Annotated in this window: 25 protein-coding genes and 1 pseudogene; 3 read left to right on the forward strand and 23 right to left on the reverse strand. The window is 33.1% G+C overall.

Features of this window, described 5'->3' with window-relative positions:
* Positions 1-234: 234 nt before the first annotated feature.
* The 3 genes and pseudogenes from EM4838_RS10340 to EM4838_RS10350 form a co-directional block, all read left to right on the forward strand.
* Positions 235-330, forward strand: a pseudogene (locus EM4838_RS10340) (putative holin-like toxin); the annotation flags it as partial.
* A gap of 310 nt (positions 331-640) precedes the next feature.
* Positions 641-787, forward strand: a complete 147-nt coding sequence (locus EM4838_RS10345; RefSeq protein ID WP_010734785.1) for a putative holin-like toxin — start codon at positions 641-643, stop codon at positions 785-787.
* A gap of 306 nt (positions 788-1,093) precedes the next feature.
* Positions 1,094-1,240, forward strand: coding sequence for a putative holin-like toxin (locus tag EM4838_RS10350; RefSeq protein WP_071868080.1), 147 nt, complete (start codon positions 1,094-1,096; stop codon positions 1,238-1,240).
* Positions 1,241-1,456: 216 nt separating this feature from the next.
* On the opposite strand, the gene EM4838_RS10355 is transcribed toward EM4838_RS10350, so the two are convergent.
* From EM4838_RS10355 to EM4838_RS16875, 23 genes are all read right to left on the reverse strand, one after another.
* Positions 1,457-1,732 carry a helix-turn-helix domain-containing protein gene (locus EM4838_RS10355; RefSeq protein ID WP_071868081.1) on the reverse strand — a complete coding sequence of 92 codons (276 nt, stop codon included), beginning with the start codon at positions 1,730-1,732 and terminating at the stop codon, positions 1,457-1,459.
* Positions 1,732-2,079, reverse strand: a complete 348-nt coding sequence (locus tag EM4838_RS10360) for a type II toxin-antitoxin system RelE/ParE family toxin (RefSeq protein WP_071868082.1) — start codon at positions 2,077-2,079, stop codon at positions 1,732-1,734. The genes EM4838_RS10355 and EM4838_RS10360 overlap by 1 nt, the downstream gene beginning before the upstream one ends.
* Positions 2,080-2,574: 495 nt before the next feature.
* The gene (locus EM4838_RS10365; RefSeq protein ID WP_071868083.1) at positions 2,575-4,863 is read right to left on the reverse strand and encodes a hypothetical protein; all 2,289 of its coding nucleotides are present in this window, start codon (positions 4,861-4,863) and stop codon (positions 2,575-2,577) included.
* The gene (locus EM4838_RS10370; protein WP_071868084.1) at positions 4,853-5,914 is read right to left on the reverse strand and encodes an SIR2 family protein; all 1,062 of its coding nucleotides are present in this window, start codon (positions 5,912-5,914) and stop codon (positions 4,853-4,855) included. Before EM4838_RS10370 ends, EM4838_RS10365 begins: the two co-directional genes overlap by 11 nt.
* 148 nt (positions 5,915-6,062) lie before the next feature.
* The gene (locus EM4838_RS10375) at positions 6,063-7,229 is read right to left on the reverse strand and encodes a site-specific integrase (RefSeq protein WP_071868085.1); all 1,167 of its coding nucleotides are present in this window, start codon (positions 7,227-7,229) and stop codon (positions 6,063-6,065) included.
* An 8-nt stretch (positions 7,230-7,237) separates the two neighbouring features.
* The gene (locus EM4838_RS10380) at positions 7,238-7,447 is read right to left on the reverse strand and encodes a DUF3173 family protein (protein WP_071868086.1); all 210 of its coding nucleotides are present in this window, start codon (positions 7,445-7,447) and stop codon (positions 7,238-7,240) included.
* Between the two features lie 68 nt (positions 7,448-7,515).
* The gene (locus EM4838_RS10385; RefSeq protein ID WP_100917272.1) at positions 7,516-7,926 is read right to left on the reverse strand and encodes a hypothetical protein; all 411 of its coding nucleotides are present in this window, start codon (positions 7,924-7,926) and stop codon (positions 7,516-7,518) included.
* Positions 7,927-7,965: 39 nt separating this feature from the next.
* On the reverse strand, positions 7,966-8,472 hold the full coding sequence (locus EM4838_RS10390; RefSeq protein WP_100917273.1) for an EF0163 family protein: 507 nt from the start codon (positions 8,470-8,472) through the stop codon (positions 7,966-7,968).
* Between the two features lie 112 nt (positions 8,473-8,584).
* Complete coding sequence (locus tag EM4838_RS10395; protein WP_100917274.1) at positions 8,585-9,715, reverse strand: glucosaminidase domain-containing protein; 1,131 nt, start codon at positions 9,713-9,715, stop codon at positions 8,585-8,587.
* Positions 9,705-11,807 (reverse strand): CD3337/EF1877 family mobilome membrane protein, encoded by a 2,103-nt coding sequence (locus tag EM4838_RS10400; RefSeq protein ID WP_081367465.1) that lies wholly within the window; start codon positions 11,805-11,807, stop codon positions 9,705-9,707. Before EM4838_RS10400 ends, EM4838_RS10395 begins: the two co-directional genes overlap by 11 nt.
* An 11-nt stretch (positions 11,808-11,818) precedes the next feature.
* Entirely contained in the window at positions 11,819-14,338 is a 2,520-nt protein-coding gene (locus EM4838_RS10405) for an ATP-binding protein (RefSeq protein ID WP_071867879.1), read from the reverse strand.
* A 68-nt stretch (positions 14,339-14,406) separates the two neighbouring features.
* Positions 14,407-14,796 (reverse strand): TcpE family conjugal transfer membrane protein, encoded by a 390-nt coding sequence (locus tag EM4838_RS10410; protein ID WP_071867880.1) that lies wholly within the window; start codon positions 14,794-14,796, stop codon positions 14,407-14,409.
* Position 14,797: 1 nt separating this feature from the next.
* Positions 14,798-15,016: a TcpD family membrane protein gene (locus EM4838_RS10415; protein WP_016631968.1), complete on the reverse strand. Its 219-nt coding sequence runs from the start codon at positions 15,014-15,016 to the stop codon at positions 14,798-14,800.
* 3 nt (positions 15,017-15,019) lie between these two features.
* Positions 15,020-16,045: a conjugal transfer protein gene (locus tag EM4838_RS10420; protein ID WP_071867881.1), complete on the reverse strand. Its 1,026-nt coding sequence runs from the start codon at positions 16,043-16,045 to the stop codon at positions 15,020-15,022.
* Between the two features lie 166 nt (positions 16,046-16,211).
* Positions 16,212-16,649, reverse strand: a complete 438-nt coding sequence (locus tag EM4838_RS10425) for a hypothetical protein (protein WP_071867882.1) — start codon at positions 16,647-16,649, stop codon at positions 16,212-16,214.
* A 35-nt stretch (positions 16,650-16,684) separates the two neighbouring features.
* Positions 16,685-17,299 carry a Phi-29-like late activator gene (locus tag EM4838_RS10430; protein WP_071867883.1) on the reverse strand — a complete coding sequence of 205 codons (615 nt, stop codon included), beginning with the start codon at positions 17,297-17,299 and terminating at the stop codon, positions 16,685-16,687.
* Positions 17,300-17,322: 23 nt separating this feature from the next.
* Positions 17,323-18,606 (reverse strand): replication initiation factor domain-containing protein, encoded by a 1,284-nt coding sequence (locus tag EM4838_RS10435; RefSeq protein WP_071867884.1) that lies wholly within the window; start codon positions 18,604-18,606, stop codon positions 17,323-17,325.
* 267 nt (positions 18,607-18,873) lie between these two features.
* Positions 18,874-19,305, reverse strand: coding sequence for a hypothetical protein (locus EM4838_RS10440; RefSeq protein WP_071867885.1), 432 nt, complete (start codon positions 19,303-19,305; stop codon positions 18,874-18,876).
* A 577-nt stretch (positions 19,306-19,882) separates the two neighbouring features.
* A complete protein-coding gene (locus EM4838_RS10450) occupies positions 19,883-21,394 on the reverse strand; it encodes a type 1 periplasmic-binding domain-containing protein (RefSeq protein WP_418254962.1) in 1,512 nt (503 codons plus the stop codon).
* A gap of 6 nt (positions 21,395-21,400) precedes the next feature.
* Positions 21,401-21,949 (reverse strand): hypothetical protein, encoded by a 549-nt coding sequence (locus EM4838_RS10455; RefSeq protein ID WP_071867887.1) that lies wholly within the window; start codon positions 21,947-21,949, stop codon positions 21,401-21,403.
* 11 nt (positions 21,950-21,960) lie between these two features.
* The gene (locus tag EM4838_RS10460; protein WP_071867888.1) at positions 21,961-22,698 is read right to left on the reverse strand and encodes a class A sortase; all 738 of its coding nucleotides are present in this window, start codon (positions 22,696-22,698) and stop codon (positions 21,961-21,963) included.
* A 53-nt stretch (positions 22,699-22,751) separates the two neighbouring features.
* Positions 22,752-24,335: a thioester domain-containing protein gene (locus tag EM4838_RS10465; protein WP_071867889.1), complete on the reverse strand. Its 1,584-nt coding sequence runs from the start codon at positions 24,333-24,335 to the stop codon at positions 22,752-22,754.
* A gap of 159 nt (positions 24,336-24,494) precedes the next feature.
* Entirely contained in the window at positions 24,495-25,673 is a 1,179-nt protein-coding gene (locus tag EM4838_RS16875) for a C39 family peptidase (protein ID WP_071867890.1), read from the reverse strand.
* Positions 25,674-25,690 lie beyond the last annotated feature (17 nt).

Raw genomic sequence — 25,690 nt, forward strand, 5'->3', positions numbered from 1 at the left:
AGTATTTTCGGATCTTTCAACTGACAAAAATAAGAAAAAAAGAAAAACAACCAGAAAATACACGGATGTATTTTCTGATTGCTTTCTTTTTCTTAGCAATTGATTTACGCAGATACAGATAAACAACTAACTATTTTTTAGATATTCAAAATATAAGCCCATTGAAAAGGACGTAATCGCTTAAATTGATAGTGTCATTTTTCTAACTCTAAGTAACTGACCTTTTTGTCTTGATATGAAACAATCCAAACAATTATAGCTTTCGGTATGTTTACCGTTGCTTTAGTTGGATTGGTTGTTACAATGCTGAAAAATGACAAAGAGAAGTAACCGTCACTTTAGCGAGCCGATGGTTTACTTCTCTTTGAGTTAACTATTACACTTGCCACTACCTTTTAGCGGTGCTGTCAAAAGGAAACTGTTGACGCAGTTCCTTTTTTCGTTTTTATTATAGCACAACTCCAGCTTCTTCTTCAATTCTGATTCCTGATTCAGTGTATTTTAAGTGAACATACAAATTTTTCAAAAAAACATCCGTGTTTATCTAAAGTTCAAGGACTCTATCTAGGGCGATATGCTATACTTTTTGGGACAGTAAAGTTGAATGACGGTGGCGACTTCAAAAAAGGTGGTGGTGCTTATAGAGATAAGTACTGAAATCGAAGAAAGGAGAAGCCTTTTGTCTGTTGAAACAGCGTTAGGGCTAATGATCAGTTTCGGTTCATTTACCGCTACTTTGATCTTTGGCATCCTAGCCTTGACCAACAAAAATGACAAAAAGAAATAGCCGTCACTTTTTCCCGGAGACGACTATTTCCACATTAGCATAAAATTCTGTCACCGGGTTTAGCGGTGCTGTCAAAAGGGAACTGTTGACGCAGTTCCTTTTTTCGTTTTTATTATAGCACAGCTTCAGCTTCTTGTTCAATTCTGATTTCTGATTCAGTGTATTTTAAGTGAACATACAAATTTTTCAAAAAAAACATCAGTGTTTATCTAAAGTTCAAGGACTCTATCTAGGGCGATATGCTATACTTTTTGGGACAGTAAAGTTGAATGACGGTGGCGACTTCGAAAAAAGGTGGTGGTGCTTATGGAGATAAGTACTGAAATCAAGGAAAGGAGAAGCCTTTTGTCTGTTGAAACAGCGTTAGGGCTAATGATTAGTTTCGGTTCATTTACCGCTACTTTGATCTTTGGTATCCTAGCCTTGACCAACAAAAATGACAAAAAGAAATAGCCGTCACTTTAGCGAGGGTCGGCTATTTCTACAAAAAATATCTAATTCTTGCCACTAGCTTTTAGCGGTGCTGTCAAAAGGGAACTGTTGACGCAGTTCCTTTTTCGTTTTTATTATAGCACAACTTCGGCTTCTTCTTCAATTCTGATTGATAGATAAGAAGGATTTATGGAGACAACTAATTGGCTGGACCAATAGATTCCGGCTTAAAAACGATTACTCAAAATTTATGACAAGCTTTTTATCCAATCCTTGTGCTAGCTCGATCACTAACTCAATACTAGGATTCATTTCACCTGTTTCAACTCGTGAAATGGTTGATTGAGGTTTCCCAATTTTTTGCGCTAATTGTTTTTGTGTTAATCCAGCACTTTTCCTTAATTCTGCTAGTTTTAACGCAATATCTAATTTAGCTTCTTCAATTTCCATTAGATGCAGAAATTCTTCACTTTTTTCCGCTCTTTTTTTTATATAATTTTGTACTTGACTCATCATATCCACCTCTCGTTCTTACTTAAAAAATTGTCTCGCAACTTTCTACCTTTTTCTAACTCTCGTCTGGAAAGCTTATTTGCTTTCTTTCGAAACCCATGAGTAATAAAATATTCATGCCCTTTTCTTTGAAAATATATTCCTCTTAAAGCATTACTACTCATACTTGCTCGCACTTCATATAGATTGCTCTCCAGTTTTTTTACCCACTCTTGCCGCATAGCTGTATGTATATCTGTTTTTTCAATTTTATCAATGATTGATAAAATTTTTGCAGCCTCCTTGTCACTCAATGAATCAAGGAATCTTTCAAATTCATCGCCCCACTTAAATTTAGGATGATTCAACTTATTTCCTCCTAATCATATCATTATATAGCGAATTAGCTATATTTTTTTCTACTATTTGTTAAAAACTTTTTTCTTTAGGCAAATCAAATTTTCATGTTTATTTTTCCCTTCTTTTCATGGTTGATTTATCCTTTACACAATCAATTACGCTAATTAAAGACTATTATTTTGATCTATATTGCTATCTTTAAATCAAAAAAAAAAAAAACGCCTAAAAAGGCGCTTTTGGTAGAAATTTGGAAAACTGTGCTTTCAAAAGTACGTAAACAAAGGTTTTTGTTCCTTGAGTTTTTCCCAGTTTTATTGAGTTTTGCTATCATTTCCGATACATCTTATTTAAAAAACAATCTATAATTGAACTTGATTTAATAAGAATTTTAGTAACTGTGGTAGAAAATTGGAAAACTAATATATTTAATTATTATTAACTTTTTTACATATATAACTTGTTTTTATATACTAATAGTCAAAAAAGTTAAATCGGCATCAACTTTATATAGGAAATTGTGTTTGCAAATAATTAAAGTCTTTTTCTAACAAATAATTTTTAAGTACATTTAGTAGCCTTTTTATATTTTCAATCATATTTTTTTTACTTAGTCCGGTAAGAATAATAAACATACTCTCTATAAAATTTTGACTTATAACAATATAATTTTTCCGCAATAAAATCTTAATCATATTAATAAGTATACTGAATTGCCATTCACAATATTCATCCATTTGATAAATATAAGAGAACTCATAGTCTCCTAACTTTATTCCTTCGCTAGCTATTGCGTCTTCAAGAAAACCGATATATCTTAACGCAAATTCCTTTTCACTATTTTCTAAGTTAAGTAATAAAAATGAACTCGCTGTTTTTACAAATACATCTTTCTTAAGAAAATATTTAATCCAATTTTCTACTTCATTTTTTTTCTCAAAATTTGCATTTTCAAATAAGATATTTAAAAATCTATAAAGAATTTTTTCTTTATACTCTGTATTCTTATCTAGTGTAATTCTTGCGTCCTGTGGGTTTATTTTGTATATTAACATGATTAAAAGATTCTTTTGGCAAAATTCATCTGAAAATGTGTTGTCTTCAAGTAATGAAATAGCTATTTCTTCAAAAAAATCCATTTTTTCATCTTGTCTCAAATTATATCTATGGCAGAATCCTATAAACATATTTTTTGTTGGTTTTTCTATATTAAACTCAATATGATAAAGATTTTGTCCCATTAAATATTCTTTATATGGCTTTTTCAAAGAATTTATTCCCTCTACAATTGAACTTGAATAATATCTAAATACATCTTCATCAATTTTCTCGACAATATTATAATACCTTCCTAATCCCGTATTAATAAAATCATTTAATTCTACAAAAACTGTTTTTTCTTTATTTAGGTAAATACTTTCTGTACTTAATAAATTAGGTTTAATGTCTTCAAATAATACACGGAAGACTATATTATTATTATCCTTATTATTTTTAGTCAAAATTTTTATAATTTTTTCCTGTTCATAAGAAATATTAGTTATATCTTTAAAATTCATTTTTTCTAAAAAGGATTCTGCTATTTTTGTACTAATGTAATTATTTTCTGTTCCGGTCTCAAGCATTTTTACTATAGAAGGAGTTAAATTGGTATACAAACTCGGTTGGTTTATGATTCTCTCTAGAAAAATTTCATTAAATTTTTTATTTTTTTCCCAATTTGTTATTGGATTTAAAACTCTAATTATTTCTTCATTCTGTCCTTGTTTGCTTCGCTCGTTTAAAAAATTATCGTTAGATACCTGTGTTCGCCAATCAGGAAATTTATTCAATAAATCTACTAACACATCTACTTGAGATAAATTAGTTAATGGAGACACTGGAATAAATGGATGAGTTTTCACCCATCCTCCTGTAACTGGTCCAATGCCATCCACAAATTCTTCTTTTGTAGTTATTTTGTGTTTTTTTACATAGTCATTCATTTCTCTTCCATAAAATTTATCGTTAAAATTTATTATTCTATTTATCTTTCTTATTAAATCTTCAGGAAGTTTTTTTTCTTCTAAATCAATATTTATAATTATTCTTTGAATAATCTTAATTTTCAAGAAATCCTCTGGATATTGCGTATCTCCATCAATCAATAAAGACTGTTCCTTAATAATTTTTGTTAGTAATCCCACTGGAGTATGTTTTAGTAAATATGAATAATCATAATATTCCCAACTTCTACTTTGCTCTTCAAGTATATGGATAAGCATATTAAAAGTCTCATGTGTATAATTAATAGTTAAGACTTTACGTTTATCAAAAAATGGAACTCTTTCTTCTGCAATAACTTCAAGTAAAAATACACAGTTAAAGAATCTATCATCAATATTGTGATCAAAGTATTGGGTATCCATGAATTTTTTCAAATAATCACGATATTTTTGAACTTTTTCCAATTCATTCATATTTGCAGTCATTTTATTAATAATTGAGATAATATTTGCTTCTGTATCATGGTTCCATGTATTAATTTCTTTTATTTTCTCAAAAATCATTTCTTTTATTTCTATTCCTATATCTTCAAACCTAAAGTTAAATATATGCCATAAATTACAAAATTTTGCGGTATCACAAATATAATTATCTAGAAATAATTGTGATTTGGATAAGTATCCAAGTACAATATTTAAATTTTTAACATTGTACTGCCCATATTCTGAAAAAATTGAATCCAGAGTATAAAAATCTGCACGCTTTAAGGCTCTGTTTACTTCACTAATAAAAGAATCTTCACTGTTCACTTAAAGTTAACTCCCTTCTCAATCTTTCTGGGTTGCTTATAGAATCTTCAAACTTATCCATGAATTTTGTTACGCATATTTTTATAAATTGAGCTAATTCTGAAAACTCTTTTCCAAACCAAAGAATATCAACATCATGTTCATTCAGATAGTAACTTTCTATAATTGTTTTCTTTCTATCATTTGCCTCAGTAATAGAATGAATATCCTCTAATCTCATAAGAGCATACGCTTTTAAGTCTCCAACTCTATGTTCTCGTATTTTTTTTAGCAACGCCAAAATTTCATCTTCCTCCATACTACAACCCACAAAAAGAAATACTGGTGATTCTTTTCCATCAAGTAATTCTAAAATTTTCTTTTGTTTATCACCTAGAAAATATATATCAGCGTATGAACGAGCAGAACTAACAAAATAATCTGGGTTACATCCAACATCAGGCACTCCATGAATATGTATTACAGTGTTAGATTCTACAGCACCCTCAATTTCCTCAATACTATTTATTTTTATGGCTTTTTTTGAAGTAGATCGCTCATAACTCTTTTCTATCTGGTTATCATAGTTAGTAGTTATAAAGATAGGTTCTAACTTTATTAACTCATTTAAAATGTCATTTTTAATTAAGATAGGATCATTCTCAGTAAATATTTTTCTTTCAAAATCTAGGACATGCTCTCTATATATCTCTAATGTTTTTTCAGCATCACCGGTGTTGCAATACTCATTTATTAGGTAGTTTACTAAATCAACTTTTCGTTTATTAGACGCAGGCATGCTGTGTAAAGATTCTAAAAATAAAGTATCACTCATATCAACCTTATCTTTAACTGTTTCTTCTTTACTTGTTAGTACATCTAAATGACCTTTCCAATAATCTATTAGTTGGCTTACATACTGATTCCAATTTGGATATCCTTGCGATATTGAGACTCCCGCTCCAATAAAGCAAATAAGCGAATTTTCATTTTTGGCCTCAACTAACCTTTCTATGAAAAATTGTTCTTTTTGAGCAGTGTTATATTTTGATATAATTATATTTTCTTCCATTTGCTTCTCCATATTTTTTCATTTACATGTTATTCAACAATTTAATAATACTCTATAGACTATCAAAAGTGAACTGTTTATCTATTTAAAAACAAGTTTTATAAATATGAAAAATTGTTATTTTGTATCTAAAATCTTAGCTATTGAATTAAACTTTTTGCACGTGATCAATAATCTGTACAACTTTTTCATCAGACTTAGCATATAAATGTCCATATGTTCCTAAAGTGATTTGAATGGTAGCATGTCCCAGTCTTTCTTGAATAATTAATGGTTGGATATTTTGTTCAATTAAAAAAGCTACATGCGAATGTCTTAACGCATGTAGCTTTATAGGTTTTACATTAGCTTCTTTTGCATAAGATTTTAACCAACTAGCAAATGAATAGCTCGGTGTAAATGTTCCGTCTAACTGACAAACAAAATTAAATTTTCCAATACTCATTTGTAACTTCTGCCATTTTTTTAATTTTTCAGCAAGCTCTTTTCCTATTCCAATCGTACGATAAGCATTTCTGGTTTTGGGTGTAGACAAGTACCAATCATTTTTGGAATTGTATACGAGTGTCTTATCGATTGTAATTGTATTTTTATCAAAATTAACGTTTGACCATGTTAAAGCTTGTAATTCACCTATCCGCATACCAGTAAAGAAAAGTAATTCATAAACAATTTTCCTATGGTGAAATTGTACTTTATTATCTGGAATCAAGCTCATTACCTTCTGAAATTCTTTTAACTCCCAAAATTCTACCTTATGGTTCCGGATAGGGATTTTAGAAACATTATCAATAGGATTTACCTGTATTAATCCTTCTTTTAAAGCTCGGTCTAACACAATTTTTAGGTGTCCTCTAATTCTGTTGATATACGAGTTAGATAAAGTTCGATTAGAATCTGCCATCCTCGAATTTTTTGTTATCGTTTTACTCAATTCAAACATCCAGTCCTCTACATCTTGCATTGTAATATCTTTTAAAGGAATATGATAAAAATATTTAAGTTTTTTCTCGAAAATATACTGAGCATTTTCATAAGTTTGACTTTTCACCTGTTTCTCATACCATTTAACAAACCGAGTTTTATAAAACTCTTCAAACGTCATTTTATTATTATTTGATATCATTTCTGTAAGTGGACGATTAAATGCATGCGTAATCATAAATCGATCATAGGCTATTTTCGCTTCTTTTTGTGTCTTAAATCCACGTCTCGTCTTTTGAATTTTTTTCCCATTTTCATCGAATCCTAAATAAGCGCGAAAAAACCATGTTTTAGTGTTTTTGTCTTTATAAATATTTTTCTCTTTTACCATATAGCTACCTACCTAATTTCAATATAAAATAATTTCTGAATAATTTTTGCAGGAACTACTGCTATCTGCCTTCCGCTATAAAAGCTAATTCCTTCGACATTTGCTAAATATTCCTTAGAGTCTCGAATCATTTTTGAAGCTTGACTAGGTTTAAATCCCAATTCAATTAAACGATTCCGATCAATCATGACATCATATGTTTTTTCTACTTTCTCCATTCAAATCCTCTCCTAATTTTATATAAAAAAGACATTGCTGTGTAAGCAATGTCCCTAATCTCTATTTATTATTCTTCATAAATTTTCTCGAAGTTATTACTTTCATCTTTAATCAATTTTTCAAATTCTTTATCACTGATTACATGTGATTTGCTATCTTTGTAAAGATAATGACGAGTAATTTTATTTTCTTTTTCCTTCAATTGTGGATCAGAATATAATTGTTCTTCTGTAACAAAGATATACTCATTAAAATCTTCTCCTGAATAATAAACTTTCTTTACATTTTCTTCTGTTAAATCTCCTTCAAAGCTGGAGCCATGTTCTTCTTCTCGACTTTCTTTATTTATTTCATTATAAAAAGCAAGCACTTCTTTTTCTGATTTTTGGGCATTCTCATCAAGCTTATTAGTTTGGCTACAAGCCCCAAAAATCCCTAGAGAGATCAATAACAAAGAAAATCCTACTAAACGTTTCATAAAAAAAACTCCTTTTAGTTTTATTAAAACAAATGATATTTAATTTTGTGCCAAATATTGGTAATTATAAAAGTCTATTTTGTCATCGCTAAAATGAACCTTCATCAAAAATTCATGCGAAGCACCACGACTTTCTTCCTTTCCAACCACAATAAAACTATCTGGATCAGTTAAGTCTTTATAGCTACGTTCAATCATTCCCGTACTATCAAAATCTGCATGAACTTCTATATCCAGTGCATTTTCTTTTTGACAATCTTCTGTTACAAAGTTCATAACCGATTGATTTCGATCATCAATGGAATGAAAATTGACATAAGCGTCCACAAAAGATTCAAGAATATCTTTTTCTTTTATTTTATCGGCTTTTTCTTCATTGCTATCAGTTTGTGGCTCTGATATAACAACCGACTGTTCACTGTTTTCGTTTTTTAAGTTCGCGATAGTAGCTTCTTGATCGTAATACTTTTCTTGTAATTCATGATACTTCACTCCAACAAATAGGAGACCAATCAATAATAAAATGATACAAGTAATTCGTTTCATCATTTCCCTCTTTTCTTCAAAATTGATTTCACAAATAACATTCGGTTTTTGCGTTTATTTTTCCGACTGCAGTCAAATAAAATGAAAAAAATCCAACGTAAAAAGCGAACAATCAATATTTACCAGTAGTGATAATCTTTAATGGATCAAGCCACGTTCCATCATCTGTGAACGCACTTGATTCCGCTTGTAACCAATCTTTTTTCGTGATTCCTAAGTGCAAGTGTTCTGTATCACGTATGCCAATTACATCTCCCAATTTGACCTTATCACCTACTTTAACCTTTGCATTGCTGGTACTTGTGGCGAACTCTTGATAAACCATATTTAATCCACTATCATTAATGACGATCACACAAGCACCTAACCCCGAAATACCAGGATTTCCAACATAAGTGACCGTTCCACCATGAATGGCGTGAATTTCATTTCCAGGGTGATCCACTGATCCAAAGTCCAATCCGTCGTGAAAACCATTTTCTCGAAATTCTCCACCAGGATTTTTACCAAATAATTGACCGCCTGCAAAAGATCCTTGTCCAACTTCAGGAAATGGCCAGCCCCATCCATCACCAACTGAACCACTTGTGTTACTACCAAAATCTTTCCATTTTTGGATCGCAAAATCATCATATTGTGTCAGATTATTCGACTGAATGATTGACATACAACCTGTAAAATAAGGACTACTTTCTGTAATACCAGCCGTAGCATAACCGCCTCTTCCTAATATCAATAAACATTCACTAGGACTTTTATTCCCTACACACGCATTAAAATTCGATTGTGAAGCCACCATATAGCCATAATAACTAAAGGCTGATTTTTTATTCGGAAACTTCATATAATTTCCACCTTCTGAACCGCTTACCCCTCGAGCGGTACCTTTAGGAAACGGACAGCCTTCAAACCATGTGATCCCAAAGAAATTATTATCAGTCTTTGCAGACTGTGAATGCCCCCATTCACTTTCATACGCCCACTGACTAATAATCACACTTGGCAACAAGTGATATTTTATAGCTGAACCTACAGCTAATTGGGCGATTTCATCAGGCACATTTCCAACTCCTTTGATCTCAGGATAAGAAGGTAAATCTTCTGAATAAACACCAATAAATTCTGCTCCGCCAGTAGCCGATCCACTTGTCTCAGAATCATCGACGCCAAAGAAAAGAAACAGAATCCCCATCATAAGAAGTACAAGGAACCCGAAACAACCAAAACAGCCTTTATTTTTCATAAACGCCACCTAGCTTTCTTTGTGGTGTACGTCCGCTTGGTAAAGAGCGAACTTGATTTTTCTTTATCACTTTTTCCTCTATCGGCTGTACTTCTTTTCGGTATTGATTCGTTACATTCTGAATTTGTTTGACATCCGAATGGAATTTTTTATTCAATACTAAATGTGGCGTATATGGATTTATTAAGGGTATTTTTTGTCCTGTACGATCAATTGGTGTTCGTGTCATTCTGACATTGCTATGATTCAAACGGCGTACATTTTCACGTGGCTGACTATAACGAGAATCCAATGTTATACGTGGTATCGTTCGATTAATCAATGGAATTTTTTGTCCTGCATAATTGATCGGGTTCCGAGTTAAAGTCATTAATCTTGGCGGATTCATCTTTTGGCTTTGTTCTCCATTTTTCACCGTTCGATTTTTCATCGGATTAAATGGTAATCTTACAGGAGCAATCATACCTTCTTTATTTAAATTAGAAGGTTGTCCTTTTATGTGATCGCCATAAATTACTTTCTTACCCGAATATGGAATTTGTTGTTTATTTCGCATACCAATTTCCATAGGATTAATGACGCGACCATTAGTCGACCTAGCTTCATTTGGACGATTTTTAAGGTTCTGCAAATTCCGATTCAAAGATTGAATCCCATTGATTACAGCCACTCCTCCACGAGTTCCATAGCCAGCGGCTGACGCTGTTTTTAGTGCTATTTTTTGTGTTCGATCCATTCCCGAACGAACTCGCTCTTTTGTTTCCTGTTTCGCTTGTTTTGCACCATGTTTCACCGAACGAAGTGTAGCGTCTGCCTGCCCTAATCCTAGTTTTTGTAAAATGGTTTTTCGTTTAAAGAAAGCAATCAGCCCAATGATTCCTTTAATCATCATATTGACAATAAAGGAAACGATCGTCCCCATAGGAATCAACGTATCCACAACATTGAAGACTAAAAATGCGACTAGGATCAATACACTATAAATGGACTTTTGAAACATAAATCCAACGAATGAACGAAATCCTTTAAAAAGCAAGTAATCAAGTGTAGGGAAAAAAGATAAAAGGAGAAGAAAAGGAAGAGCAATCAACATCAACATAGCTCCTAATTGGAAGATAAAACGCACCATTCCAATCATTAAAATAGGATTACCAATCGTCATATTTAACAAGGGGGTCATGGCACCTACTACAGCTTTATATAATCCTGATTCAGGCTTAATATACTGACGATAATTTTTATTTTCCTCTTCTGTCTTAGCATCATCTAATTTGTCACTGATAGTCTCCTTGTCTTTATCTGTATATTTTTTTGCTAAGAACTCTGCTGGATCGATTCCTGCATTATCTAATTCTTGTAAGTTAGTTGTACCGTAATTTAACAATAAATAAGGATCAACCACCGCTTTTTGATAATACATATTACGAATTTGTGTAATGGCATCATCACTATTTGTCGCCACTTCCAAGCCCTCTACACCGTTCGTTGCCTGAAAAATCAATCCTTCCACAGAAGTCGACCAAGTATCAATATTTTTAGTGAATTTTTCTCCTTGACTAGCAACATTGCCATGACCAAACCAAACGACTGAAAAACCTACGATCAGACACATTTTTATAAATGCACTTGTTGCCTGTTGGGGCGATTTAAACATCTTTAAATAAAACACGTACAACACATAAACACTAATTAGCGTTAAGCCAAACACATTAAATAAACTATTGTAGATATTTTGCGAGAAAGTAAAGAAAGTATGGATCAAACGATCCATTTCTGCTCCTTTGTATAATTTCTCAATAATAGCGTCGTTTACTTGCCACATCAGTTTGTTTACATAAAAGCAACCATTGGAAATCATTTTAAAGAAAGCAACCCCAGTATCGCCAAATATCACACTAGTTAAAGAAAAATCAGCATCTACCATATAAGAAGAAAATGAATCAATATGATACGTTCCTACCTTGTAAATATCTGTTACATTCTTTCCTACTGCCAACGCTGGCACTGTGCGAATTAATAAATAAAAAAGCCCTGTTCCAGTCAGAAACAGAGCTTTCTTTTTGCCTATATTCAGTTTTTTTAAGAACTTCAAAAGAGCACCTCCTATGCCACCTGTTCCTCTGCCTCACTATTACTTGTTTTTTCTGTTGTTTTAAGTGCTTCTGCCATTTCTTCAAAAGGACAATGAACATTGAGTTTACCAAACCGCCCATAAGGATCACGCATCCAGCATTGCCCCTTAATCATTCGTTTCATTTCTTTTATGTTTTTATCATTCACTTCTAGTCCTAAATGGTGGAGAATTTTTTCTCGTTCGCTATCTTCATCAAAAGCAAAAACCACGCCAAAATTCCCTTTTTCATCATCAGATCCTAAATCATCAATGAATTGTGTATCTAAAACTAATTGATTCATCTGTGAACGACCAACACGAGCCATCGCACTAATAATCGCACGTCCAGAGTTTGACTTGTTAAAGACCCAAGCTTCTGTAAAATAAATTGCTGTTTTATGCGAGATATCCCGTTTTCCAAACATTTCACAAAAACGTCCTAGACTAATCATTAAGCACAAAGATTTCCTGTCAGCGTCACTATATAAAGAAGGATCGAGCCCATCTTTCGGTAATTTCAAATCTTGAATTTCTAAAATTGTCACTTTCTCTTGGAAACTCAATCCTGCATTTTCACCATAAGAGAACCCTAATCGTAAAATAGAATCATTAATCGTTAAATAAAGAAAATCGCCGTATTCCTTGACGTTTTTATTCTCATGCGCACGTAACAAATCAATGACATTCATCATGCCAACTGTCTCATGCTGTTCTCGCTGATTTAACACCTGTTCAATGGAACTAAGTACTGCTCCTTTTAATAAGAAATTATTTTTCAATGGACTTAATTCATCGATCATATCTTGTGCCACTTGTTTCGCATTATTTCGATCAAGATAAATCATTGGATCAAGTACACCATAATTACTTTTCTTTGAAGCGTCTAACGTGACATAGTTAAAGCTTTCCAAATGCTTCACGAACAATGGATAGTTTTCTTTGTAGTAAGGATCATGAATCACTTTATTAAACCATTTTCTTTTTTCGCCTTTTGGATCAACAAACAGACTTTGCACATCTAAAAAGGAGCTATATAAAAAGAGCAAACCAACTAAGAAAGATTTTCCTTTCCCAGTTTTACCCGTTACAGCAATATGAGGAGCATCATATAATGCACCTGTAATCCCTTCTGCAATCGCTAAAGGATTTAAGAACACATATTTATTAGACGCATAAATAAACTCCTCCAATGGTGTTTTTTCACCCCTAGAACCTTCTGTACCTAATACATCTAATCGTCCAATATAATTTCCTGAACTCATCCCTAGCTCTTCAATCGTCGCAAATAACAATTCTGCCACTGCTTCACACGTGGTTCGCTGTACCCAGTGTTTTTGTGTACCTAAAGCTTGTCCCATTGCCATTTTGTAAAACAAAGAAAATTGATCCTTTTTCCCTTTATAAACCTTGATTACATCATCTAAAGACTTAATAATCTGTAAGGAACGTTCTCTCACTTCTTCTCTAGTTTGACCGTAGACAACTAAACAAGCCAACCAATCCATCACTGGTTGATTTTGTTCTAACTTTTCACGCAAGGCACTAGCTAAAAAGCGAATGGATTTCGTACGACTGGAAGCTTCTCCGCCTTCTGCTTCTTGTACTTGTTGTTCTTCTTTAAAACGATTCGTTAACCATCCTAATTTTGTGGATACCCCATTTACTCCTTTGATTTCGGGATAGTGTAATTTGACTCTTAACTCCACTGGAAAACGCAAGTCCTGTACAAATTGGAACAAATTGATATTCTTCATATTGTCAGGAAACTTTCCAACAGGTAAAAACGACACGTAACTTTCGCCTAGCTCATCTTCAATTTTTAAAATTCCTTTTCCTTTTTTCAAAGGACTTAAAACGGAAGACTGGATATTTTGTACATTCGCAATACAATTTTCATCTTCAATTTTATGTTTCATTCCTCGAATATACTGCATGCGGTTAGCGTAGATCATTTCATTTTTAGATAACGGTCGGATCGAATAAGAAAATAATATTTGTGTCAATTCCTGTTCTGATAGCTTTACTTGTTCAAATAAAGTACTTGGATCAGCCAATTCATAGCCAAGCAGAGAAACGACTTCTTGAACAACAACGTCTGACATTTTTTTCGCTAACTCCTTTATGTCTTCTGCAATGTAAGCATCTTTGATTTTTACCCCTAACAAAAAGGACGGACGATAAACATTGCCTAATTCTTGTTCTAACACATGGATCGTTTCATTGGCATAGTACTCACCAATTTCTCGACTTTCAGGATCAAACCCTTCAGCTAATTTATCAAAGCGACTTCTTAAATTTAGGGTTCTAGGATACATGGTTAAATCAATATCTTCATATGTCCGTAAAAGATTTAATAGACTTGCCATCATTTCTTTATTGTCTTGCATGGCTTTTGGATTATTTTGAGAAATTGTTTTAGGTGTGACTTCATAATAACCCCAAATATCCCCCTCATTATTTAACATTAAATGATCTTTTAACGCTTTAAGCGGGCTTTCCACAGTAATCATACTTTTCCTTCTTTCTAAAATTATTTAATCAAAAAGTCGTATGCCTTCGACAACATACGACCTAGAAATTATTTAAATTGAATCGACTCCGTAAGCTCTTCTCGTCTACATTTTTTCCCTTCACAAATAATACTATCTGGTAATTGTACTGTGAAATAGTAAATCAGTGAATCCAAAAAATAATAATATATTTTCTTACCATCAGGCTGGATTTTATTCATTAACATTACCGCCCCAATAGGCATACCAACATAGCACAGCATATACATAAATTGAAATGTTTTTGCCAATGTTGCGATCATTGTTCCAAAAAATAAGTTTATGAATAAAGCTACTACAATTGCGGTCACAGCGTCTACAACGACAATTGAAAATGGGAGTCGAAAAAGATTCGGAATATCTTGAATGCGGTAGGGCTCTTTAAATATGGACGTATAATTGTAAGCTTCCCAATCCATACTAACCACCGAATGCTTTACTTAACACATTTCCAATAGCATCTAGTACTTTTTCAGGATTTCCTAAAAAGAACCACGCCAAACCACCAAGTACTAAAGCTGTCACAATCCCTGCCACTTTTGCCTTAGAAAAATGTTTGGCTACGCTAAAAACAATAATTCCAATGATCACATATTTTCCTTGTTGCAATACAAAATCTAATAAACCTTTCAAATCCATCAATTATTCACTATCCTTCCATGTATGACTTAATTTTTCCACATAATATTTATCAGATTTTTTTACTAAATGGAGTGTTAACTGCTCTTTTTGCAAAATCGCTGTATCTTTATCTTTCAAAGAAACATCAGCTTTCACAAGTAAACCAACACTAGCTTTATAAACTTTTGATTCCACTTTATCTAATGTAAAATTTCCATTTAATCCCTCAGGGTTATCCATCATATACGCCATATCAGCAGACGAACTTTCACAATATTTTTTTAGGAAATCAGAAATAAATTCCTGTACTTCTTTATCGGTTTCATCATCAACCGGTTTTAATTTTTCCGTATCATAAGTGATAGATTTTACTTTTGCTTTGGTTGAGACTGGTTCAGTAAAATATGGATATGCAACGACGCAAAACGCATGATCTTTTGTACTGAAAGGAATATTCAATACTTGAGTTGCTTCTACCTTTTTAGTATCTGTCACTTCTTTTGTAGTCGTCGTTTCTTTTCCTTTACTGTCTTTATGCTTTTCTTCAACTTTCTTTGTTACTGGTGTTTCAATCTCATAATTGACTTGATAACTTGCCACTGACACACCATCGATATTTTTTAACGACACCAGCGTTGCTTCTTTTAAAGAGCGCTTAGCAGAAAAAGATACTTCATTTTCTTCTAATCCATCAGCATAGAAATTTTTCTCAAGATTTTGAGCTCTTGTTTTAAATGCTTCATCATCATTTGAAATATTCATGTACTCGTCCACGAAGCAATCCATAAAAGACTGTAATTCTGGAGTAAACGAAATTTGATTCTGATTCGACCCGTCAATATCATTTTTCAACTGCACAACTGATTTTTCTACTTTTGAAATATGATTACTAACAGCACTAGCTTTGATATATGCTCCCACACCCGAAAGTAACACAATGATTAGCCCACCCAGAACAATACGTCTAACTCCTTTCGTTTGGATTGCTTTTTTCTTAGGTAATTCATCTACACGCACATTCTCTTTTTTCTTATAATTAAATTCCAATTTTTGATTATCCTTTCTATTTTTTATTTGTTATGATTATTTACGTAATTTGGTCACTTTTCATAAATAGAACACATAACATAAAAAACATAATCTCACTACAATTAATAATCTTTTGAGGACTATAGTTAGTATCAGCAAGTCTAGTGACCGCTTGCTGATTTTTTTATTCTAAAATAAGGTCTTCAAAATTTTCTTCAAACATTTTTAGAAAGACTATTTTATCTACTCTATCTGCATAAACTCTTTTCCCTATATAGCCTTTATAGGATCGATAACCTTCCTTGTAGAAATAGTAACTATAAGTCCCATACATTTTTTCCCCACTCGGCTTTCGAAGATAACAGCCTTCTGCAATTAATTTCGTTTCTTTTATTGGATACTCTGCAACAAACTCTTTTTTGAAATACATTGGAACATCTACAATTCCTCGACTCATTAAAAATTCTTTTCGTCTTTCCAGATAAACAATATCTTCATCATCCATTTCATTTTCGATTACATCAAATCCGTGAATTTCTAGCATTTCTGGTACGGATAGCTTTGCATATTTTTTATAAAACTTCGTTCTTTCCAAGAAGATCGGTATAATATTTGGGTTCATTTTTTCCTCCATCATCGAATTAAGTTAAGATTGCTTTAGTTAGTAGAAACTACTTCATTATTCTTAATTTCCCACTCAAACCATTCTGAGAAATCTTGCTTAAATCCATTTAAGCTATACTTTTCTTGCAAAGTAGCTTCTTCAGCATTTGCTGGATCTAAATAAGTTGGCTTGTCTTTTGGTCGTGCATAAACACCAATCCAAGTATCGTAGTCTCCTTCAAAATAGCTATCAACGATATAGCCTTTTTTATCTAATATTTTCTGCACCTGATTTTCTAACTCTTTACTGTTATTAGGAACAAAATACTTATACTGTTCAGTAAAACTTATAAAATCAGCAACTACATTGTTAAATGTTTTTTGTACTCTGAAATATTCATCCCAAATAACCGGATTTTCTCTTTGCATTTCTTTTTCACAAACAGAGTACATATTATTTTTCTGTCTTATTTCACGGTTACATGCTTCTATGATTGAAAGAGATTTTTTTATAGTTCCTTTTAAATAAGGAATAGTTAACTCGCCCGCTCGTTCTAACTCTTTTAATTGATCCATCAACTTTAGCAAATCCGTAAGAGTATTCTCTAATTTTTCTGAGAGTATTGAACTTTCTTTTGTCACTCGATTAATTAATTCTTTTTCTGCCATTAAGTGATTCCTTCCTTTCCAAATCAAAATGGATATTCTTCTTCTAAATCAAATTCTTGGCTCATATAACTACGTACTTCATTGTTTCTGTCAGTGGTAAATAGTAAATCTTTTGCACTACTGCATACTTGATCGATCAGTTCTTCATGTTTTTCTTTTAATTCGGCATAATCAATGCGTTCCATTAATTCATTTGTCCCTAAACGTAAATCAATTAAACGAATCATCTTTAAAGACGGAGCTAAATAGTTTGATAGCCATCTCAGTGTTTTTTCAATGGACGGTTTTTCACCTTGAACGGATAACCGCAAACCTTCCATCTTATCGATCACGTCATACCATTCTTTACAGTAAACTTTCATACCCTCTTCAATTTCAAAAACGGTTAAGGAAGCATTCACGATTTCTTTAACTAACCAATCTAAACTTTCACCACTGGATAAAAAATATTCAACAAATAAAAAAGCCTTCTCATCTGAAAGGCGAATTTCGTATCGATTCTTTATTTCATATCGCTCTCTTGCCTCATCAACAGAAATTCCTTCCTTACGAGCTAGCTCATAATCTTTTTGATAAAAGTTAAAGTAAAGTGGCGATTGACGACTACCAAAATAAAGTGACAATCCTTTATTGATCAACTTCCCTTTTTCAAAGGAAAAGCCACCGTTGAAATCAAAATTCTTAAATGTCGTACTCACCAATCCTTGTTCCATTTTTTCTTTCAATTGATAGAGATTGAAGTTTTGTTTCCCCTCTACAATCAATTCATCCAATGCAATATCAATACGAGTAATTTTTGTGTCGACGATTATATTTCTCCCGAAAATATCGTCATCATAGAGCGATCGAAAGAATTCAGTCCAACTACGATTCCCATCTTCTTCAAAAATTTCTTCTAACTGCCGACATCCTTCTCCTGACAAATCCAACATGATTCCCATATTCACATCTTCTGGATTTCTAAATAATCGAATAGCTCCATACGAAAATGTTTCGGTGTAATGATAAAACCCACGCGCTTCTTGAGTGAACCAATTCATATCCATGTGTAGCAGTTTTTCAATGATTGTTTGAACATCCAATGTTTTGAATCGAATTCGTAAAAAGTCTATTTTTGCTTCTACCGAAGCTTTACCACCGTCAATGTGGAGAGCCTCTATAATTTTTTTCTCTAATTCTTTTGAGATCAATCTTTTACCCGATTCAATCTTTGAAACTAAACTTCGTTCAATTGCTAATTTTTCAGCTAGTTCCCTTTGTTTTAGTCCTAATTCTTTTCGGAGTCGTTTTAAATCAATACCTCGCAAAATGTGACATCCTTTCACTTAAAATGTGACAAATTTAAAAACGCTGAATCCCTTGCGGGACAAGGGAAGTAAGTGACTTTTTGGAATGGTATGTTAAATTCTACCCCCATGTTATAAAACGGGGGTAGATTGCGTGGGTGGGACAAGCCCACCCACGCACGCCCAGCAACACTTGAAATATCCGTTGCTACTTACGTTACACGTATAAAAAGAGGTGTGCGCCTTAAGGCGCCACCCCTTTTTATACGACGAAGTGAGCAACAATTTCTAGCTGTCGCTGGTCTTGATACTAATAGATTTTTCTAATCGCAAAATTCGTTTCTTCAATTCTGCATTCTCTTGTAATGCCTTTTTAGTTAATTCAATTAATTTTTTGGTATCTGCTTTGTTCTCTTCAAATGCCCTTTTCGATAGTGAGATCTCTTCTCTGGTTATTTTTCCTTTTTCTGACATAAAAATATCATAAATTGCTTTATCTAACCCAATACTCTTTGATCTCAAATAAACTAAGTGCTTGAACTGTTCAACTTGAGCAAAACTAAAAACTTTATAACTATAGTTACGTCCATTCCGATTTTTTGCGTATCTACGTTCAAATTTTGTATCGGTTAATTTTTCGATTTTACTTGCCCAAGTTTTTAAAGTTTTCAATGAAATATTATTATTCAATTCATTAATAACATCTTTATAATCATACATAGAAATAATTCCTTACCTTAGAAATATTTACACAGTTTTTTATTTTTGTTTTAATAATATACAAGTGACGAAAGGAGTAATATTTAAATGAAACTAGAATCTATAATGAATTACTTATACTACCTATTTTTTATTGCATTAGTACCGATCCTCCCTTCTATTTTAGTACTAGTAGTCACTAATTTTACTTATTTGTATATTCAAAAAACTATAATTAATTGGACCTTAATCACGTTGATATTCTATTTTTTGCCTACTGTATTTCTAACAGTTTATTTTCTGAAAAAGTGGAATAAAAAAAATAGTTTTCTTTTTTCTAATATATTCTCTCTTGGATCCCAGAAGTTTATTTTTGACAAAAATAAACTTAAGCAAGTGATTGAAATTACTACACTTTTGTTTACTTTTATAATATTGATGTGCAAAATATTCACTTTTAAAGGGCTAACTAATCCCTTTGACGCATACTTTTTTGCTATATATCCACTAAACTGTGGATTTAAAATTTGGGAATACTCAGCAAAAAAAGCTAATTATTTCCCTCATAGAAAGTATAAATAAATACTAGAAACTCAGATTAAAGTTTATCATCTAAACTATTTAGCAATTCCTTTTGTAACTCAAGCTCTTGATCAATCTCAGCAAGAGCTTCTTTATCTATATGCTTAGAAAGATTGTTTGTTACCTCTTCTTTAATCGTTTCAGGAATACTTTCATAACCTAATTCTTCACTGATTTTTACAAATTCAGAAATGAAATCAAAATCTTCTGGAACTTGTGGACTATAAAATTCACGAGCAATCTCGCCCCCACGTGCGACATATCCTCGACCATAAACTTTTTTTCCTAGAACATTCTCTACATACTTGAATTTTTTATTCTTGTTTTCGTCTCCAAAAATCATTAATAGACCTGTTTCAGATAATCTGCCGACAGACATTCGAAACATAAACTGATCTCTTAATGCTGTTTTGATAAACTCACCATCTGGACGTTGCATGGCTACAATGAAAAAGATGCCACATTGACGTGCTTTTAAAATCAATTGAGTTAAATATTCATCGACTTCCCCATCTGTCTTATAATCTGTTCCGATTTCGGCTCTAAACGCTGCAAATTCATCGATAATGACAAATTTTGGTCTCATACCATAGTAGACATAGTTTTTTCCCATTTTATATTCTGCATGCTTGTTCATCGTTTCAAAACGTGTATTCATTAATTCAACTGTCATTTGTAGGCATTTGGTAATATCTTCTTTGCCTGTGTGTACTTTCCCAGAAAATAGTGGTAACTTGCCCAAAGCCATCAAATCACTATTTTTAGGATCACAAATTTCAATATCACCAATTCGACAAAGTGCGTAAATCAAGGAGAGTAATGTGAAGGTCTTACCTCCACCTGTTCCGCCACCCAATAGTAAATGTGGTTCCTTGTCAAAATACCAATATAAACCTTTCATCAGTTGAACTTTTTCTTTATCTGCTTGCATCTCTTTAATGGATATACGCTTTGTATAAACTTCGACAGCAAGTTCATAGGTAATAAACCCTTTTTCATCTATCACGCCGATATTATCCGCATGAAAAGCCGTCTCTAAGAAACCACCGATAGCTTCAAATTTATCTTGAAACTTATTGCCCGCAGTCTCAAAAGAAACAAAAATACTTTCTTTCCCTGCTTTATAATAAATCCTAGGAAACAGGATTTTTTCTTTTGCTTTTCCATTGCTTGTTTTGCTTGTTTTTTTTGTATAGTAGCCATTGCTAATAATCATACGGGAGATCACTTGTCGTTGTTCTACTTTAGAAAAGTATCCACCATTTACAATGGATAGCCGAGTAATCATAAAAATCAAGATACTAGCCAGAGCAGTGATTCCAACTATAGTCAAAATAGGAAAGAGATACAGCTTCCAGTCGTTAATACCTTGATTCACTAATGGATAGATTTTTTTATATCCAACAAAGTAACCGACTAAAATTAAAACAGGACATAAAAAAAACACTCGATAAAGTGTTAGCAAATTTCTTGTATAGTAACGGATTCTTTTCCCTCGATACCGAAATAGTTCTTTTATTGCACTCACCTTCCTCTATTTACGCAGATATGAACGAATAAGTGGATCAGCAAAAAAACTGTGTTTCAATTGCTGGTATCCTAATTGTTGCATAGTTTCATTCACTGAAATCCGATCATTCTCATACCCTTTGATATACTGGTTACGCTCATTAAAATAGTCTTTTGCTCTTCTCCGCTCATATTTTTCAATGAACGGAAGATCTTTTCTATCAAAGTATTCAACAGAAAAGTAATTGTCCAACTTTATATATTCAATATAATAATGAACAAAATTATCTTCTGTTAGTTCCTCATCACGGTGATCAAACAAATCCAAGCGATAAATTCCAAACTTAGTGATTTGATCTTGAAGAAAAGCATAGTCTGGTCCACGTCGATTCTTGCTATAAAATTCATACCAACTTGCCTCTGCCTTCCGCAATTCTGCTTTTAATAAAGCTTTTGTGTGTTCAGAGTTTAAATCTGCAAAACTAGCTTCTTTTAGGACATATAAAACCATCTCTTCATAGCGATATAAATATTCTGATAAGCGAATCTCTTCACCTAAAAAAGTTAACTTCATTCGACATCACCTTAATCAACTAAATTCGCTCGAACCATTAATCGACCTTCAGTGCCAGCAACTGAACTATCACACGTAATTAAAGTCAAAATACCATCGCCTTCAGTATCATCAATGACATACCCATCATTAGCACTGATTTTCTTTACTTCTTTCACTTGATAGTTTGCTTGTTCGCCCTGATAGGTAAGACTGATTGCATCACCAATCTTCACGTTTTTTAGTCCACCAAATAGCAAACCACTATCTGTCATATAATGCCCTGCCAATGCAAAATTTCCTTTTCCAACTGTTTGGTTTGATTTCATTGTTCCAGCACCTACACTTAAATTACTTTGGCTGATTCCTTCAAGGATCGGTAAATTCATGTGAATACTTGGGATAGATAAACTACCAACACCAAAAGACGAAATCACTTCTTCTGTATTCACTTTCGCCATTTCTTCTACTGTTAACGGTTTGACATCTTTCCCAGTGTAATCTACACGTGAAGTATCTATAGGTAATTCAGCTTCCGCTTGTTGTCCACGTTTATCTGTTGATTTCTGCTTGCTCTTTTTTGAATCAGCCTTCAACTGAGTTTTTTCTTCCATTTTTTGAATCGCTTCAGACTGAAGAGTTCCTGTTTCTTGGTTCATTTTTTGTTGTGCATTCGTAAAATAAAAATAGCTTCCCATTCCACCAATGAATAACGCAATAATAAGGGAGAGAATACAGCCTTTCTTATGTTTCTGAAAAAATCCTTTCATATGCGACCTCCTAAAAAAGGAAGTACTTTTGACAGTACCTCCTTTATTCGCTATTAGCTATTTTTACGTTTATTTACAACATAAAGTCCTACTCCAGCTCCCATTGCAATAACAGCTACTGCTAAACCAACGAGTGCTTTTTGTTTATAGTTTTCTGACCCAGTTTGAACAATTTTTTTCGCTACATGTTTGTTGATTGCAGTATATTCAAATTTTTGTCCGTTTTCTTTTAATGTAATGCCTGTTTTTTCAAAACTTCCTTCATAACCAGTGGGCACTTTCGTTTCTTTCAAGGAATACGTATTATTTGAAACAATATCAAAAGTAATATTCCCTTCAGAGTCGGTTACTTTAACTACTTTCTTACCCTCTTCATCTGTTAAAGTAAATTCTGCACCAACTACTGCTCTCCCATTTTCATCTTTTTTATGAACAGTAATTTTCCCTTTATTTTGAGTATTTTTAGCTGTATATTCAAATACTTGTCCATTTTCTTTTACTGTAATATCTTTTTGAACAAAAGTACCGTTATAACCATTTGGGTTTTTAGTTTCTTCTACTTGATAAACATTTCCAGCTTGAATATCAAATTGAGCGAATCCATTTTTATCCGTCACTTTTTTCGTTTGTTTTCCATTTTGATCAGTTAAAGTGAATTCTGCACCTGGTAATGTTTTACCTTGTTCGTCAACTTTGTGTACCTTGATTTCCCCTTGTGCTAACGTCCAATTGACTTTCAAATTATCCACTTTGTGTTCATCTTCGACATTCACTAATGACAGTACGTTTTGTACTGAGGCATTTCCACCATATTCAAATGCGTGAACCGTCGAAATATATCCTGTTGAAGAAAGAATCAACTCACCTGTTGCAGTTGTGTCAGGTACTTGTACATAGAAAGTTTCATTTAAGGGAATATTATCTTTTGAAATCTCTTTACCTTCACTGTTTACTAAACGCATTCCAGCAATTTCTTTATTAAAAGAGATTGAAGCTTTCCCATCATGGCTCGCTGTTGTTTTAAATTCAAAATTATGATAGCCATCTTTATCAAATTTGTTTATTAGCTGTAAATCATAGGCTGTAGCTGTTGTTTCTGTGCCATTGACAGCTGCATCATAAATAATATTGAACGCATTGTGTACCCGATCAATTTCTTCTTGTGAGCGTTCGGGTGTTGACCAAACCATATCATCAACCTTATAGTTTCCTGCAAGTGCCCACATGACAGCTTGTGTAGCATAGCGTGCTTCTTGCTCATTTACTACAGGTAAATTATTTAAATCCCCTGACTTATGATATCCAGCATTATATGCACGCACGAATTCATCACCTTTTTGACCGACAAGTGTTAATTCATCTCCATTAGGTGAAGGTAGTTCTGAATCCAAACAATAGGCTTGCTCACCATCATCATTAACGAACATATGCGTGACCATATAGTTTAACGAACCATCAGATAATTTTACACGCATGTAACCATTGATATCGCCACCGATCATATGGTACTGCATGGAACTTGGTGCTTGATTTGTTTCTGTTACTTCGTCAGCATTCACTTTGTTTTTATTTCCCATGCACGATATTAACCCTAAAGCGACTGCTGTAACCGCAAGAAATTTTTTCCCAAACTTCATTTTATTCCACTACTTTCTTCTCTTATTTTTTCTAAACTTAAAAATAAATTGAATTTATTACGGTGATCGAATCGACATCTTTCCTCCCCTGAACACAAAAAAAGACCTCTAAAAACTATTTTTTAGAAGTCTTTCTTTCCTGTTCTATCTTAATTTATTTTATCGGACAGCTACTGCCATACCTGTTGTATTAAATGAGTTTTCAAATGTTGTACTGTCTACCCAACTAGCACCAAAAACTGGATCAACGACATGGTACCCACCATCTTTAAAGCCATCCACACAAACGACATGACCATTCCAAACAGCATTCCCCCAAGGCATTTGCTTGAATTCAGGTGACGCATACTGATATGTTACCCAAGCAACTACTGGATTACCATTTCGAATTTCATTTTTGATTCCTTCAGAACCTGCACCAGTAATATTTGCAGCATTTCCACCATTAGCGGCCGCCCATTGTACGACAGGATCAGCCATCATACCTTGATAAGTTCCACTTACATTATAGCGCCATTCACCTGAATATCCGTTATAAGGATTATTATCTGGAGAAATTGGCATCGTATTTACGAATGTCATTAAGCCTTGATTGGTTATACCTTTATAAGTTAATGCTTCAAGTAAAGAAGTTCCTTCACAAAGCATAGTATTTCCTTGTGAAATGAATGGTACACCTAATACTTTTTCCGTTTCTTGAGTTGCTGAACCTTGTTGGGAATCATCAGTTACTTGTGAACCTGAATTATCTGGCGTAGAGGTTTCATTGCTACTTGTACCCTCTGAATTATCTACAGCACTAGATTGTGATCCATTATCCGTAGTTGTGGTATCACTCGCCGTAGCTGTATCTTCGGTTACAGCACTTTCACTGCTAGTAGTAGCACCTACATTAGGGTTAGTCGTTGAATCTGCTTCAGGTTCCTCTGACCCGTTTGTCGTTGCTTCTTCACCCACAGGTTGAGTTGGATCATTCTTATCCTGATCTGTAATTACAGTTTGACTAATCGTGTCACCATCTTCATTTTTTACTGTTGCGATATTTCCTTCAACAGATAATGTATTTCCAGCATAGATAAGATTAGCGTCAGCAATATTATTCCATGATTGCAATTTATCCACTGTAATATTATATGCCTCACCGATATTTCCTAAAGTATCCCCCCACACAATAGTATATTGGTTTCCTTGGATATCCGCTTTGATTTGTTCAACCGTACGTGGTTCCCACGCACCATCTTGTTCTGTTGCGTTGGCTGGTACAGCCTTTACACAAATAATCCCAGCAACAATTGTCGTTAACATGACTGTTTTCCCAATAAGGTTTACTTTTTTCATTATTTACCTCCGAAAAT

Source organism: Enterococcus mundtii, assembly GCF_002813755.1.
GTDB lineage: Bacteria > Bacillota > Bacilli > Lactobacillales > Enterococcaceae > Enterococcus_B > Enterococcus_B mundtii.